Annotated in this window: 11 protein-coding genes; 2 read left to right on the top strand and 9 right to left on the bottom strand. The window is 42.9% G+C overall.

Features of this window, described 5'->3' with window-relative positions:
* Positions 1–356 precede the first annotated feature (356 nt).
* Positions 357–1,910 (bottom strand): DUF6377 domain-containing protein, encoded by a 1,554-nt coding sequence (locus HXN26_RS05190; protein ID WP_273159308.1) that lies wholly within the window; start codon positions 1,908–1,910, stop codon positions 357–359.
* A 783-nt stretch (positions 1,911–2,693) separates the two neighbouring features.
* Here HXN26_RS05190 and HXN26_RS05185 point away from each other — a divergent pair.
* Entirely contained in the window at positions 2,694–3,554 is an 861-nt protein-coding gene (locus tag HXN26_RS05185; protein ID WP_273159306.1) for a hypothetical protein, read from the top strand.
* A 259-nt stretch (positions 3,555–3,813) separates the two neighbouring features.
* Complete coding sequence (locus HXN26_RS05180; RefSeq protein ID WP_273159304.1) at positions 3,814–4,023, top strand: hypothetical protein; 210 nt, start codon at positions 3,814–3,816, stop codon at positions 4,021–4,023.
* A gap of 65 nt (positions 4,024–4,088) precedes the next feature.
* Here the strand turns inward: HXN26_RS05180 and queG are convergent, their stop codons facing one another.
* The 8 genes from queG to HXN26_RS05140 form a co-directional block, all read right to left on the bottom strand.
* Positions 4,089–5,120 carry a tRNA epoxyqueuosine(34) reductase QueG gene (queG, locus tag HXN26_RS05175; protein ID WP_273159302.1) on the bottom strand — a complete coding sequence of 344 codons (1,032 nt, stop codon included), beginning with the start codon at positions 5,118–5,120 and terminating at the stop codon, positions 4,089–4,091.
* Positions 5,089–5,709, bottom strand: coding sequence for a polysaccharide deacetylase family protein (locus tag HXN26_RS05170; protein ID WP_273159300.1), 621 nt, complete (start codon positions 5,707–5,709; stop codon positions 5,089–5,091). Before HXN26_RS05170 ends, queG begins: the two co-directional genes overlap by 32 nt.
* Before the next feature lie 268 nt (positions 5,710–5,977).
* Positions 5,978–9,253, bottom strand: coding sequence for a glycosyltransferase family 117 protein (locus HXN26_RS05165; RefSeq protein WP_273159298.1), 3,276 nt, complete (start codon positions 9,251–9,253; stop codon positions 5,978–5,980).
* A gap of 330 nt (positions 9,254–9,583) precedes the next feature.
* Entirely contained in the window at positions 9,584–10,795 is a 1,212-nt protein-coding gene (locus tag HXN26_RS05160; protein WP_273159296.1) for an SGNH/GDSL hydrolase family protein, read from the bottom strand.
* Between the two features lie 537 nt (positions 10,796–11,332).
* Positions 11,333–12,418: an ABC transporter permease gene (locus HXN26_RS05155; RefSeq protein WP_273159294.1), complete on the bottom strand. Its 1,086-nt coding sequence runs from the start codon at positions 12,416–12,418 to the stop codon at positions 11,333–11,335.
* Positions 12,419–12,424: 6 nt separating this feature from the next.
* Entirely contained in the window at positions 12,425–13,483 is a 1,059-nt protein-coding gene (locus HXN26_RS05150; RefSeq protein ID WP_273159292.1) for an ABC transporter permease, read from the bottom strand.
* A 32-nt stretch (positions 13,484–13,515) separates the two neighbouring features.
* A complete protein-coding gene (locus HXN26_RS05145) occupies positions 13,516–14,988 on the bottom strand; it encodes an ATP-binding cassette domain-containing protein (protein WP_273159290.1) in 1,473 nt (490 codons plus the stop codon).
* A 15-nt stretch (positions 14,989–15,003) separates the two neighbouring features.
* Entirely contained in the window at positions 15,004–16,020 is a 1,017-nt protein-coding gene (locus HXN26_RS05140; RefSeq protein WP_273159288.1) for an HlyD family secretion protein, read from the bottom strand.
* Between the last annotated feature and the right edge of the window lie 10 nt (positions 16,021–16,030).

Below are 16,030 nucleotides of genomic sequence, written 5' to 3'. Positions count from 1 at the left end.
ATAATGATTATTAGGTAGTTACAAGGATTTTAAGCACATTTTTGTCATATAGCCCCTTTAAAAACACATTTCTAATGTAAATATTTTTCGTCAAAGGGTATCTTGCATAACATTTTAGTTATCAACGCTTTACAATACCCATTGTTTGACAATGCAAAAGCGCCTATATTGCACAGCAAAAGTGCCTGTTTTGCGATGCAAAACAGGCACTTTTACAATGCCAAACCGATATGCTTGTTTTTTACTTGTGTTTTCTTTACAAAATCACTTCGTATTTCTTGTTTTTACAGAACCGCTATAAAGTCTCTAAAAATAACAGCTACCACATGGTTACCCCTATCCTAAAGCAAAAAGAACTACCCTATTTGCTTAACTGCATTCTCGAATCCGTTGTGGTCGAAAGCACGTGCTTTCAACTTCGAACGATAGGTATAAACAGTTGTTAGACTGGCTCGCAGGATAGAAGAAATACGTGCATTGTCGGTAATTCCTAAGCGAATAAGTGCCAAAATACGCAGTTCGGTGGTCAAACGTTCATCTCCTTTCGGCTCAATCTGGCAATCGTTGCGCAACAAAAGGTTTACTTCTGTAACAAAATTTGGGTAGATGTTCAAGAAAGCTGTATCGAAATTGATGTAGTATTCTTTGGTTGCTTCTTGGATAAATTCGGTGTTTTTCAACTCCGCATAAAGCTCTTCCATGCGCTTTTCGCGTGCCAAACGGTTGCAAGTCTTGCGTTCTGAGTCTGCTTGGTCGATTATATTAGAACATAATTCAAGGAAACGAGCGATGTATTCCTCTTTTATTCTATTTGTTTCTGATATTTGTTCATTCACGCTACTAAGGTCTTCTACAGCAGTGTTCAGTTGTTCGTTCATCACAAACACCTGATTGTTCATCTTCCTATAGCGCTTAAGATAACGCAAAATAAGGAAGATTGCAACCACAAGAGCTAATGCTACAACGCTAACAGCTATCAAAAGCCACTTCATAAGGGTACGTTGGCTATGCTGTTGCACCATATAAGCCGAGAAAATGCGGGGTAAAATGTGCGAATTTTGTATGTTACGCAAACGTGTTCCATAGAAATTTGCGTCCTCAATAGATATGTTCAGGTAATCGTAAGCACGCTCAATGTCGCCTTGTTCAAACAATATTACTGACAAAAGTCGTAAGGAATTGTTCTCTTTTGCCGACGAACGAAGGTCGCCCATCGCACTTTCTATAAGGTAAAAATTCTCTTTTTTAGTATTACCAACCTTATCATAAAGTTGCGAAAGGTCGTAACACACCATGGCATACTCATGGTCTTGCTTTCTCCAACGCTTCAGATAAGCTTCTAACATAGCGATAGCTTTCTTTTTATTTCCCTGCTCGCTAAGTTGCGCAACCTCTGCTCTCATGTAGGCATAAGTATCTTTTTCTGGGCTTTTCAAGATGAGTTCGCGATACTTTTTAGCTTGTGCAGCATAGGTAGCATGTAGTTGTGTGCCGTAAGTATACTCTGACATTAAAGACATTAGTAGGTACCATTCATCGTAAAACGCAAGTCTAAGATGGTCGTCAAGAGTCGATATGTCAATGCTATTCAGTATTTGTTGCGACGTCTCAAAGAGAGCTGCTAACGTGTATACATGCACTTTCTTAAGCTGAGCTTCGGCAAACAGCTTTGTATCCTTCAAACGTTGAGCATACATAACGGTACGGTCTGCATAGACTAAAGCCGAGTCAAAGCGAAAGGCTTCGTACTCTTTGTATAGTCCCATACATATTTCGTAACGCTGATGGTCGGTAAGATGGGGGGTAAAAAGGCGCTGACGAATATCGTCAATCCGCAATAACTTCTTGTAAGTTATTGCTGATCGCTGTTCTATTAAGTGGTCCAAAGCTTCGTATTCATTAGCTGCCATTCCTGTAGAGCAGTGCAATACTGCCAAAAGAAATAGCAAACACAAACTCCGCACTGTGGTTTTTGTTTTTTGTTGGTTATGCGTTTTCATCACTTATTAAACGTGGTTGGGTCTGCAAAAATAGACATAAAGATTGAAAACCGCAAATAACGACATAAAAAAAAGTGTACCATAAAAGGAGTTTATCCTTTGGTACACCTTACGTTTAGTTACGTTTGATTGAGAGTTTACATCACTTGCAGTCTATCTGCAAGGTCTCAATATATGCTTCCTGAAACATCTTATTCACCTTATTAAACGCTATTTCTTTCATTGCCTCCCGGCAGCCTTTTTGTTAAATCTGATACAAAGGTAAACAATAATATTGGTGTTGCAATGCATTGCAAACATAAATCTAAACTAATCAAAGGCTGTAGAAAATCTTATATCACTCGTTTTCAACGCTTTAAACAAATAGATATGGTTGTAAATAATAGTAAATATCTAAACGTTTTCGTAGTATTTAATATATAAAACGAAACGTATTAGGGTATAATAGGATAAATATGATGGTAAATTAAAACAAAAAATAGGAAATAAAAGGACTAATCCACGCATACAAAAATAAAGAATTTATACACATAAAATTGGAGAATCACCGCACAATGAGGAGGGTTATACATCTTTATTTTTACACAAATTATTGGTTATAAGCATATTTTTATATATCTTTGTGTGTACCAAAGACCTGTTTTACGACCATTGTTTGTTACAAATAAACATAACATTGTAAACTTTTTTAATATGTACGAAAAAAAGAGAATAAACCAATTAGAAGGAAGACCAAACTATGCTGAACGTTTAAATTGTATCTTTCATGGTGAAGATAAGAAGAAAATTATGAATCAACTAATACCGCGTGTGATGCAAACTGGGAGGCTTTTTGCTGTAAAAGATAACGTACAGGTTGATGGGAAAGTCTGTAATATATCGGCTTACTACTCTCCTGAACCATACATTGCTTTACAATTGACTTGCAAAGAGGTAGACGGGTCTAATTTAATTCATTCTTTTCAGCCCAGTGCTCTGGGTGGAGCGAGACTCGAAATAACCATTACAAACATTCAAGAATATGAAAGTGGCTTCGAGGCAGTTATTACTGGAGAGCTTAAAAACGGCGCTCTTACAATCTCATTCTTCGATACGAACTACTTTGAACATAAAGATGAGATTAAGATTGGGGATAAAAGAGAGTTTCTTATCGCTGCTTACGCTTACGAAGCAGACGTTAAAGAATTGGAGATTAACTTTATTAAGGTTGAGCGTGCAGTAAGAGAGGAAATGTCAAAACTTACAAATGTTGATATAAAAGACATACCATCGGAAATCGATATGAGTAAAACTATTATGTTTGTACAGTACGATAAGGAGGCACCAGAGGACGGTGAGTTCATATCTACCGTTACGGGAGACGTTGATATAGTACAAGTTGCAGGCAGATCGCTTTATAATATACTCATAACACTGTGGCAAGACCCTAACGATGCTATGAATGCTGTTGTTGTTCCGCTATTTGCCAGGACTTTATTTTTCGATAAAAAGCCAAAGCTTGGCGACCCTATCAATGGGGCTATTTGGCTGTTAGGCAGGACGAGAGATCATTGATTCGATACTAATCTGACCAATGATTGACGTCGCAAGCATGGGGTTTATTTTGTAAAGAAATATACATGAGGAGACGAAACACACAATACGACATAAGTTTCTAATTATCAACGGATTACAAATAGGGTTGTTTTGCATTGCAAAAGTGCCTATATTGCACGCCAAAAGCGGCTGTTTTGCTCGGTAAAACAGCCGCTTTTGGCGTGCAATACAGACACAATTACTTTTTACTTGAAATTATTTTGACAAAAGGAAGTGGGTGGATTGGATATTTATGGAGGTTTTGAAAGTTTTAGAGAGGATAGCAAATGAAAGACTAAAATGTTTCGCATATAGAGAAGAGTGGGTAGTTATCGAGCTGAGAACCATGATAATGGACGGAGAAAAGACTTTCAATGATGAAGAACGATACGGGCGTTCTCTAACAGAACCTATCGTTCTGCGTTTTATAAAGCCCATCATGACATAAAAAGAACTATTGTTTATACTTCTTCTGAAACTACGAAGAGCAAAAGAAATAAGTAGGGTTGTCCCCTACTCTTTCGCAGATATGTTGCGTTTAAGACCATCGAACTTAACACGTTTTACGGCTGATCCTTTGAAAAGGGCGCGATATTGTTCGATGGTAAGGTTGTGCCAATCGTCCTTTGTCATAGCAAGTAGCTCGGATTTGGGTTGAAATTCGGGAGTAGTATTGGGAGTTGCAAACTTGTTCCAAGGGCATGCTGTTTGGCAACGGTCGCAGCCATAGATGGTGGAACCCATACTTTGCTTGGCTTCTTCGGATAGTTCGCCACGGTTTTCGATAAGCTGATACGACAAACAACGCTCGCTATCGAAGTCCCATTCATCGGTAATGGCACAGGTAGGACACGCTTCTATGCAGCGACGGCAGTTACCACAACGGCTCGGCATAGGACTATCGTAGCTGTCGAACTCGTATGGAAGGAAGATTTCGCCAAGGAAAAACATTGAGCCAGCACGAGGAATGATGAGCTGATGGTTCTTTCCTATCCACCCTAAGCCTGCCTTTTGCGCCCAATAACGCTCAAGAACGGGGGCCGTATCAACGAAAACACGGATTTCACCTGTAGGTTTTGCAGTATCGTTGTCGCAATTTTCGGTGGTTATCGTCTGCTTTTCATGGTTGTTTGTTGGTCTTCCGTGGTTGTTTTCAGCCTGTTCGTGTGTGCCTTCTCCCTCAAAACGTGTGCTTATAAAGGCTGCAAGCTGGCGCAACTTGGCTTTCATAACATCGTGATAATCTTGTCCGTAGGCGTAAGCAGCCAACTGATATTCGGTTTCGGGCATGGTTTGAGCAGGCGCATAATTCATGGCAAGCGAAACAATAGACTTTGTTCCGGGTACAAGAAGGTCGGGATTGAGTCGCTTTTCGGTGTAGTTCGCCATGTAATCCATGGTAGCCTGACTGCCTTTGCTTATCCAATGGCGCACGGCAGCGGCTGTTTCGTCGTCTACAGGCGTAGCGGGAACAATGCCACAAGCAAAAAAGCCGAGACGTTCTGCCTCGACTTTAATCTCCTTCCTTGAATATTTTAAACTCATATCCTTCATTTTTCAGCCACTCTAAAGCACGCGGCAGAGCGTAGTGAAGCTTATCGATACTCTTTAATGAATCGTGAAACGTAATGATAGAACCATTGCGTGCGTACTTCTTAACGTTGTTCAGCACGTCTTTTCCAGTAAGCCACTTCGAGTAATCGCGGGTTACAAGGTCCCACATAACAACACGATAATGTTTTTTAACCCACCAATAAACACTGTGACGGAGCCACCCGTGCGGCGGACGGAAGAACTTTGACTTGATAAGAGCGTTTGCTTCAGTTACATCAACCGCATAAGTTAGGGTGAAATGCTTGAACGAACCGAGGTGATGATAGGTGTGATTGCCCACCAAATGGCCTCGCTGCACCACCTCTTTGTATAGCTCTGGATACTTCCTAACGTTGTCGCCAACCATGAAAAAGGTAGCTTTGGCACCGTATTTATCCAGTGTATCAAGAATAAAAGGCGTAGCTTCGGGTATGGGACCATCATCGAATGTCAGGTAGACGGAGTGGTCTTCGGGAGACATTCGCCACAATGCGTGGGGGTAAAGCCATCGCAACCATCGTGCGGGTTGTTCTATGAACATAAGCCAAACTTTGCCTTTGCCCTTCTCAAACTACGGGTTCGGGTCTACAATTTATTGAGTTTTATGGGGTAACAGTCGCTTCCCTGTTCTTTATTTCTGTTGTAAAAACAACAGAACACAAGCAATTAAGCATGTAAAATCGGTGTCGATAACACGATAAAAGCCAACCACTTGCATTACGAGTTTAGCATGAGGAACGTGAAACTATCACGTTCCTACACACATAACGTCGTCTTTTTAGCTTGTAATATCTGTAAAAACAGCTTTATTATACCTTTCCACCTCTTGCTTCGTAAGCCTTGAACAAGCTCATAAGCTCTTCGTTATGCGAGTTCGCCCACTTAGGATTGTTCTTCTCATTGGCTTGAACGTACTGATAAAGTATCTGCAAATGCATAGCGCAAGAGCTTGTATTCATGCTGAATAAACGTTCAGGAAGACTCAAATAGTAGTTTACGTACTGTACAGAAGTCTTCCACATCTCGTTGTACATCGCCTCCGATTTAGCCTTATTGCCTAACATTGCGTAAGCATCAGCGATGATCGGACCACCTTTAATATAAGAGAATGAGAGTGGTAAGTTATAGGTTGGCAATTCCTTTTCAGCCTTTTGGAGAACCTTCAAAGCCTTATCGCGCTTGCCTTCCAATATCAAATTCATTGCCAACTGTGCCATTTCGCGACGGTGAGTATAGCACATTCGCATCACAGTCTCGTCAAGATAGACTCCCTTTGTGGCTACTCCGCCCCATCGGAACTTATTCATTACGAGGTTATATGTCTTCTCTGTGTCGAAGCTACCGCCTTTTTTGGTATAGAACGGCGTGATACGGTTCAGCAATCCTTCCTGTATGAAGTTGTCGCCAAGGTTCATAAAGTTGTCGCTACCTACGGTAATAGCCACATAAAGCGGACGTGTCCAGTTGCAATTGGCAATCATTTCGAGCATCATAATGTCGTTCTTCATCAGTCCTTCCTTACCTACGAGCGAGATAGCCATGCGGTCTGGAATGCTATCAGTAGGCATCATCATACCACTTCGGCGCACTGCTGCCTTGTCAATGGTCATATACAACGTGTCGGTAGGTATGCAGTGGAACTGCGGGTCGCGCGAACGTACCCAGTATTTCAGCACATTCTTCAGTTCGAATGGGTCGGCACCGAACTGTTGTCGTGCCTGTGCAGGGTTCTCCTTGTATAGGTCTAACACCTGTTGTTTCAGCTCTGGCTGCACAGGAATGTACTCGTTTGTACCGCTTATATAGTCGAGTCGGTTCCACTTGATTGGTACACTTGGCGATGTGTAGGCAGGTCTGCGCATCTGGTCGATGTACCAATCGGTTTGCAAATAAGATAGGTTGCAGACACGAGTATCGGTACGTACGCCTTCAACATCTTGGTTATACCACAATGGGAAGGTATCGTTATCACCGTTAGTGAACACGATTGGGTTGCCCTTTTCCTGCATAGAGTTCAGGTAATTCTGCCCAAAGTCACGGCAAGTGTAGCGTCCTGAGCGGTCATGATCGTCCCAAGTCTGCGACGCCATCTGTATTGGTACGATGATAGAAGCCACCGATGCGATAGCAGCAGCCGTTGTTCCAGACAGCTTTAGCTTCTTCAACCAGTCATAAATGGCAAGCACTCCGAGTCCACACCATATTGCATAAGCGTAGAACGAGCCTGCATACGCATAGTCACGCTCACGCGGTTGGCCTGGTGTTTGGTTCAAATAAACCACGATTGCAAGTCCTGTCATGAAGAAAAGGAAGAACACTACCCAGAATTGTTGTATACCTCTGCGTCCTCTCCATGCCTGCCAGAACAAGCCTAACAGACCGAGTATGAGTGGCAAACAATAGAAAACGTTATGTCCTTTATTTGCTTTCAGCTCATCAGGTAGCAAGTTTTGGTCACCATAAAGCATATTATCGATGAAGGAAATACCTGTAATCCAGTTTCCATGTTCAGGTTCTCCATAGCCTTGCAAGTCGTTTTGTCGTCCAGCAAAGTTCCACATGAAGTATCTCCAGTACATAAAGTTGCACTGATAAGATAGGAAGAAGCGTATATTTTCGAGCTGTGTAGGCATCTTAACGCCGTTAACGTCGTGTCCTTCAATGCCTCCCATAATCTGTTCGTAGTCTTGTGCGTGTGCATTATCCCACATACGAGGGAACACCATATTCTGTTCGTACACCATTGACGACTTGTTTCTTACGAGGAAGTAAGCATCTGGTTCGTTTGGCGAAGCCTTTTCTTTACGTTCATAGATAGGTTTACCCTGTTTGAACTCATAGTGTCTACCGTCTGCAGCAACCGATGGTTCACTGGTATATGCCTGTCCGTAGAGCAGCGGAGAGTCGCCATACTGGTCGCGTGCAAGGTAGTTGCCGAGCGTAAAGATATCCTCTGGCGAGTTCTGATCCATTGGAGGGTTCGCCGTTGAGCGTATAACGATTTCAGCATACGATGCATATCCAATGATCATCATCAGCATACAGAGCAACGCCGTGTTCTTTAAGCGTGCCGAAATAAGCAGTTCTTTACCACGTTTATAGTTCAGAATAAAGTAAACAACCGTAAGAATAATAACTCCAACGATAAATGCTGACCAGCCATAGCCTACAAACGGAATACCGATAAGACCGAAGGCAGTAATGAAAGCAATATTCTGACGGCGGTTGTTGCTATCTTTATATGTTTCGGCAATTGCCCAAACGAAGCTGCCGATGAGTAGTAAGATGTAGAGAATGGTACCTGTGTTGAAAGGCATTCCGAATGTATTGGTGAACAAAAGTTCGAAGAATCCACCCACAGTGATAATGCCTGGCACGACGCCATAGAGCACAGCAGCCACCAAAACGATAGATACAGCGAGTGCAATGAGCGAGCCTTTGAGGTTAGCATCGGGCACGCGCTTGTAGTAATAAACCAAAACGATGGCAGGAATACATAGCAAGTTCAGCAAGTGAACGCCGATAGAAAGACCTGTCATGTAGGCAATTAGCACCAGCCAGCGGTCTGCATGCGGTTTATCGGCATTGTCTTCCCACTTCAAAATCAGCCAGAACACCACAGCGGTGAAAGCCGATGAGTAGGCATAAACCTCACCTTCGACAGCCGAGAACCAGAATGTGTCGCTGAAAGTGTATATCAATGCGCCCACCATAGCCGCTCCTTCAATGGCTATCATCTTACCCATTGAGATGTCTTCTCCGTCCTTTACGATAAGTTTACGGGCGAGATGGGAGATTGTCCAGAACAAAAACATGATACAAGTTGCCGATAATAGCGCGCTCATCATGTTTACCATGCGTGCCACTTGGGTTGTATCACTTGCAAATTGTGAGAAAAGATTGGCCGTAAGTGCAAAGAATGGTGCCCCAGGAGGGTGCCCTACTTCGAGTTTATAGCCTGTTGTAATAAATTCGGGACAGTCCCAGAAGCTTGCCGTTGGCTCTATTGTGGAACAATAAACAAAGGCAGCTATCAAGAAAGCGAGCCACCCCAGTGTGTTGTCCACCAATCTAAACTTTTTCATTTATTATATATATAATATTGTTTACTCGTATTGTTTACGGTTCATTTGCAGTCAATGCAAAGTCGTTTGCAAAGATAATATATTTTTTTCATTACTTTTTAAAGGGTATATAAAAATTCGTTAAAGACACGTTAGGAATACTCTGAATAGACGACTTCCGCAGGAATGTATAGCTTAAAAAGTGTTTTTACGAACTATTTAAAAGCGTAGAGGCGTGTTATATAGCACTTATGATGTTAAGAAATCAGTTATATAAAGATAAGGAGCGGAAATAATTCCACTCCTTTTATGGTTTATTCAGCTTCGACGAACGCAACAAATATCATCTATTTATCTATTTGTTTTGCTGGCAGCTTCGTGTTCTAAAGCCATGATAACCTTTGCAGCATATTCTCCCATCGCCTTATATCCATCAGGGTTAGGGTGCAACCAGTCGCCACTCTGCCATTCTTTGCGCAACTGTTCAGGCGATTCAGGATTGCGCATCAGGGCATCAAAATCGATATATCCATCTATATCGTGGGTTGTTCTTATCCATTTATTCACCACTTTGCGTGCTTGGTTGCGTGCTTCGGTATAATAACCCTTACATCCTTCAAATGGTGTTATCGTTCCCATGTAAACCTTTAATCCTTTTAAATGGGCTTTTTTAATCATTTCTTGATAAGCTGCTATCAGCTGACGGGCTGTTTCTTCAGGGTTCTTCGACGTACCAATATCGTTAATTGCTTCGAATATTATAACGGCACGTAGTCCTCGTTGTTCCAAAATATCCCTATCGAAGCGTTCTTTTCCCGGCTCTCCCAGACCAACAGACATCACTCTATTGTCGCCAATACCAAGGTTTAACACTCCTGTCTTTTCGCTTTCAGCTACGTGTAAGGCTGCTGAGAAGAAGTCGGGCCACCGGTTTTGCGCATCGTTAGTACTTCCTTTGCCATCAGTAATGCTATTCCCTAAGATTGCTATACTCGATGCTTTACTGTCAAGCACATCGATTGCCGAGATATTAAACCAATGATCTTCGTGAAAAACATGCTGAAAGTTGGTGTTAGTATTCGATTTTCCTTTATAAACATAAGAGGTTGTGCGCGATCCCATGTGCACTGTTGGAACCTTTGGAGCCTTCAAATAGTTAATCGTAATGGCTATACGTTCCAATGGTTGTAGTTCGAATAGCGCCTCATCAGAGAATACTGCTTTGCCAGCAGGTATTGTTACGCCTTCCTTATTGGCAAATTTCAGATATCGAACCGACGATTTTTGTATATCAGGACCTTCTCCAGCTTTTGCAATATAGACGCTTTCTATTGTTACAGGTTCTGTAGAGAACTCGTTGCTGAGCCTGAGTCGGAGTACTTCTCCGCCTATACTTACTTTCACAACCTGCCTTACCGAGCGATTATCCATTTTGTTATTATAAGGCATAAACGACTTATCTACGGTTTGTGGAGCACTTGCCCACGTTCCAACCCAATGCTTTTGCTGTGCATTTGTGGTCAGGCAGAAAAACAATAATAGTACCGATAAAATGTTACGCATATTCTTTATCCTAAATATTGAAGTTAATTTATATTCGCAAAGTTACTATTTATTTCTAAAATAATGTAGTTTTTCTCAACTTTTCTTGGTATTCATGAAGAGAATAATAGTTCTATAATAAGCCATATTAACCACCTTTATTTTGTAAAGAAAACACATGCGAAAAGCGAAAGGAATTGTTTGGCATTACAAAAGCGGCTGTTTTGCGTTGCAATATAGGCGCTTTTGCCGTGCAAAACAGGCGCTTTTACAACGCAAAAGAGCCTATTTTGTAACGCATTGGTAATAAGCTTATTACAAAGAATAAACGCTTCTGTAATTTCTTTACAATTCTTTTGCTTCGTTAAGAGGTAATATCGACATGAAAAGAAGTATCAACCAACGTTGTAGCCTCACCATGAACATGCGGAGAGAAAGCCTCAACTACAAACAGCAAACTTGCTGCTAACACACTGCCAACACGCTAATTGCGTACAAAAAGTGCTACTACCAGCAGGCTTCACGCCACATTTTATATAACCACAGCCTGCATAGTGCTTAATTATTCTTCTTATAACTGATTACTGCCCAGCCACCCATAATGAGTCCGATAGCCGATAAAGCAAATACTTGATGGGCAATGCTGCTAAAGTTTCCGCCTCGAATGAACACCGTGCGCATGGCTTCTATAAAGTAGCTTACAGGGTTTATGTAGGTGGAAAGGTAAGCGAAGTGCGGCATTGAGCGTGTTGGCGTGAACAAACCAGATAGCAAAAGGAGTATCATCATGAAGAACCACATTAAGAAAATGGCTTGTTGCATGGTGTCTGAATAGTTCGATACTATCAGTCCGAAGGCTGAAAAGAAGAGTGCTAACAGCATGGAGAGCAGATAAATAAGGGCAATGTTCCCCGCAGGAGTAATGCCGTAAACTGCCCAAGCGAGCAAAAGACAAACCGAAACAATGAAGATTGCAATGAGCCAGTAAGGAATCAGCTTACTAAGAATGAAGGTCCACTTACTCACTGGCGTTACGTTTATCTGCTCTATCGTGCCTGTTTCCTTTTCGCCCACGATGTTTAGCGTTGGCAAATAGCCTGTCATAAGCATCATTACGATGGTTAAGAGTGCGGGAATCATAAATAACTTGTAGTCAAGATGATTATTATAGAGGTATAATGTTGAAACTTTCGACTTGATAGATGCTGCTGTGGGCAACGCATTGGCAGTAACAATCTGAGATAAATAGACCGAGCCTATCGAGCCTTTTGTACCATTTACGGCATTGGCAGCCACGAGTACCTGTGGCTTTCGTCCCATAACGATGTCGCGACTATAGTGTTGTGGTATTACAACAACCACATCAACGTCCGACTTTTCTATATTATTGAGCGCAGCTGCATAAGTGGGTTGCTGCCCATGAAGGACGAAATAGGTTTTGGCTGCTATCTCGTTCACCAGCTGTTGCGACTGTATGGAGCGGTCGTTATCCACAACATCTACCACAATATGCTTTATTTCCATGTTCATTACCCATGGCATGATGCACATAGTAGAAATGGGAAACATCATAATAAGCCTTGGAAGAAACGAGTTTCGCAGTATTTGTGTGAACTCTTTTCGTAGGAGAAATTTTATCGTCATGGCGTTTTATTCTAATCGTTTATTAAATTTCACAAGGGCAAGCGATAGCAACGCCACCAGCATACCAGCAAGAATGGTCATCTCTCGGTACACTTGTTCGATGCCAACTCCCATAATCATCAGCTTGCGCATGGCACTTGTATAATATCGTGTAGGGATTATAGCCGACACATATTGCAATATTTTGGGCATAGACTCTATCGGAAACATCATGCCCGAGAGCATAACGATGGGCATTAGCAGTACCATTGCCGACAATAACAGGGCCACAAGCTGTGTCTTGGCAACTGTTGAAACGAGCAATCCTAACGAAAGCGCCAAGAGAATGTATAAAGTTGAGACTGCAAAAATTAGCCCTATCGAACCTTGCATGGGCACTCCCAGCACGAAAATAGCCATTAAGAGTATGGTAATCAGTATGACAAAGGCAAGCACCAAGTAGGGTATCACCTTCGCAAAGACCACCATTAGCGGATTAGCAGGCGACACTAACAACACCTCCATCGTACCTTTCTCCTTCTCACGTACAATAGATATGGAGGTCATCATGGCGCAAATAAGCATCAGCAACGTTCCCATGATGGCTGGAACAAAGTTGTATGCCGACTTCATTTGCGGGTTGTAAAGCAGCTTCGAGTTCACGATATCGCCGTCGGCATTGGCAATTACCGCATTGGCATAGGTTGTCCAAAGCTGCGCCATATTGGGATCTGTAGCATCAACTATCAACTGATAGCCTGCCTTTTTGCTTGCAAAGTCTTGCGCAAACACCACCGCCATGTCGGCTTTCTGTGCTCGTATCGTTCTTTCCGCCTCGTTAGGAGTCGCCACAACCTTGGTTATGGTGAAGTATTCGGATACCGACAATCGGTCTATAACCTGCTGAGTGGCGTAGTCGGCATTGCTCATTACAACTACAACACGCACGTTTCGTACGTCGTTGGTAATCGCAAAGCCAAACAAAAGCATCATCACTAACGGCATACCGAATAGCATTAGCATCGTACGCTTATCTCGAAAGATGTGCTTTGACTCCTTTATGACAAATGAAAAAAAACGCTTCATATAGATTGAACCTTTCTTTTTAAAGTGAAATCTTAGTCGGAACTTCGTGTTGCCTGACGTGCTAAATAGGTGAAAACATGGTCCATATCGGGCTGATTAAGACTGCGTTTCAGTTCGTTGGGCGTACCCAAAGCCTTTATTTTGCCGTCTACCATGATGGAAATGCGGTCGCAATATTCTGCTTCGTCCATGTAGTGGGTCGTTACAAATATCGTTATTCCACGCTCGGCAGCGTCGTATATCAGTTCCCAAAACTGACGACGGGTGGCTGGATCGACCCCTCCTGTTGGCTCATCGAGGAAGACTACGCCTGGATTATGGAAGATACTAACCGAGAAAGCAAGCTTTTGCTTCCAGCCTAAAGGTAGACTTGACACCAACGAATTGCGGTGTTTTGCAAAGTCTAACTGCTGTAATAGTTCGTCGGTTTTCCTACTGATGTTTTCTTCTTTCATGCCATAAATACCAGCAAACAGTCTGATGTTTTCTGCTACAGTAAGGTCTTCGTAGAGCGAGAACCGCTGACTCATGTAACCAATGTGGCGCTTTATCTGTTCGTACTCGGTGCTTATGTCGAATCCAACCACCCTTCCTGTGCCGCTTGTAGGCTGATTTAAGCCCGTAAGCATGTGCATTGCGGTTGTCTTACCGGCTCCGTTAGCACCCAAAAAGCCAAATATCTCACCCTTCTTTACGCTAAACGAGATGTCGTCTACAGCTCGAAAGCTTCCGAAAGCCTTAACAAGATGTTCCACTTCTATCACGTTTGCATCGTCGTTTGCCTTGTTTGGTCGGCTGTTTTCCTTTCGTTCGATGCCTGGCGGGTCGAAAATATCAGCAAATTGGGTCAGTATTTCGTCGGGTGAGCCTATGCCTTGTATTCCACCTTCATAGAGAAAGCCCACCCGTTCGCAGCTTCTTACCTCGTCAAGATAAGGCGTTGACGCTACAATCGTAATGTTTTGTTCCTTCAATCCCGCCAAAATCTCCCACAATTCCTTGCGACTTACAGGGTCAACGCCCGTTGTTGGCTCGTCAAGAAAGAGTATTTGGGGCGCATGAACAAGCGCGCAGCAGAGTGCTAACTTCTGTTTCATTCCGCCAGAGAGGGCTCCTGCCTTTCTGTTTCTGAAGGGTTCGAGTTGCGAATAGATACCTTTAATGGAGTCGTAGTTCTCTTCTACCGTTGTATTGAAGAGGGTTGCGAAGAACTGAAGGTTCTCTTCTATGGTTAAATCCTGGTAGAGTGAGAACCTGCCCGGCATATAACCCACACGCTTGCGTATCTCTTTCATCTGGCTTACCACATCGTATCCTTCCACCTTTACGGTGCCTTCGTTGGGCAGTAGCAGCGAACAGAGTATGCGAAACATTGACGTTTTGCCTGCTCCGTCAGGCCCAATGAGTCCGAAAACCTCGCCTTTCTCTACCGAAAAGCTAACGTTCCGTAGTGCTTCTACCTTGCCATAGTGTTTCGATATGTTGTTTACTTCGATAGCATTCATTTCTTTTTGCGATACTTAAAACTTTACTTCGCCATACATTCCTATCTTTACGAAGCCGTCGTTTGTGAACTTTATCTTGATGGCATAGACCAAATCGGCACGCTCATCTTCGGTTACGATGGTCTTAGGGGTAAACTCTGAGCGGCTCGAAATCCATGTAATCACTCCGTTATACTGCTTTTTCTCACCGCCTCCGTAGTCGGCAAGCACTTTAACATGCTGTCCGAGACGAACCTTTTTCAACTGTTCTGAAGTGATGTATGCCTTTATGAACATGTTCTTTGTATCGGCAATCTTGAACAAAGGCTTGCCTATTGTAACAAATTCGCCCTGCTCTGCATACTTCTCCAAGATGGTTCCAGCGAGCGGACTCTTCACGAAGGTGTGGGCAATCTGGTCGTCTATCTGTGCTTGTTGGTTGCGAACGCCAGCTTTTTGAGCCGTTACGCCAGCCTGTTGCGAACTAATTCCGTCTATCTGAGCAGCTATTCCTTTGTTTTGTTCTGCCAATGCTGCATTCTGACTGGCTATCTGTTCTTCAGTAGCAACGAGCTGTTTCTGCAACACTTGTATCTGATAATCGATGTCGTCTACCTGCTTTTGTGGTACAGCACCATCTCTAAGAAGTTCTGAAAAGCGTTGTCGCTCACGCTGTTGGTTGGCTATCTGCTGACGAATGGCTGCCACTTGCTTCTTCAAATCGAGCTGTTTGCTTGCCGTTGCCTGCTGGTTGGCAACCAACTGGCGCTTGTTTGCGTCGAGCTGACCATCGGTTGCAGTCAGTTGTTCGGTGTTTGTTGCCAATTGAGCACGCTTCAATGAGAGCTGGCGAGCGTCTATTTGTCCCACCGTTACACCACTATTGAGCAACTGTCCTTCTGTAACTTGAAAGCTAATGAGCTGCCCTGACGATTCGGCAGATACCGTAACTTCAGTTGCTTCGAACGTTCCCGTTGCGTCATAGTCCTTTTTATCTTCTCCGCAAGATGCCATTACAAGAGCAAGACTTGCTAATATCAATACCTTTTTCATATCTGTTGGT

This window comes from Prevotella aurantiaca (genome assembly GCF_015262605.1).
Lineage (GTDB): Bacteria > Bacteroidota > Bacteroidia > Bacteroidales > Bacteroidaceae > Prevotella > Prevotella aurantiaca.
This window is presented reverse-complemented; position numbering and strand designations above follow the sequence as displayed.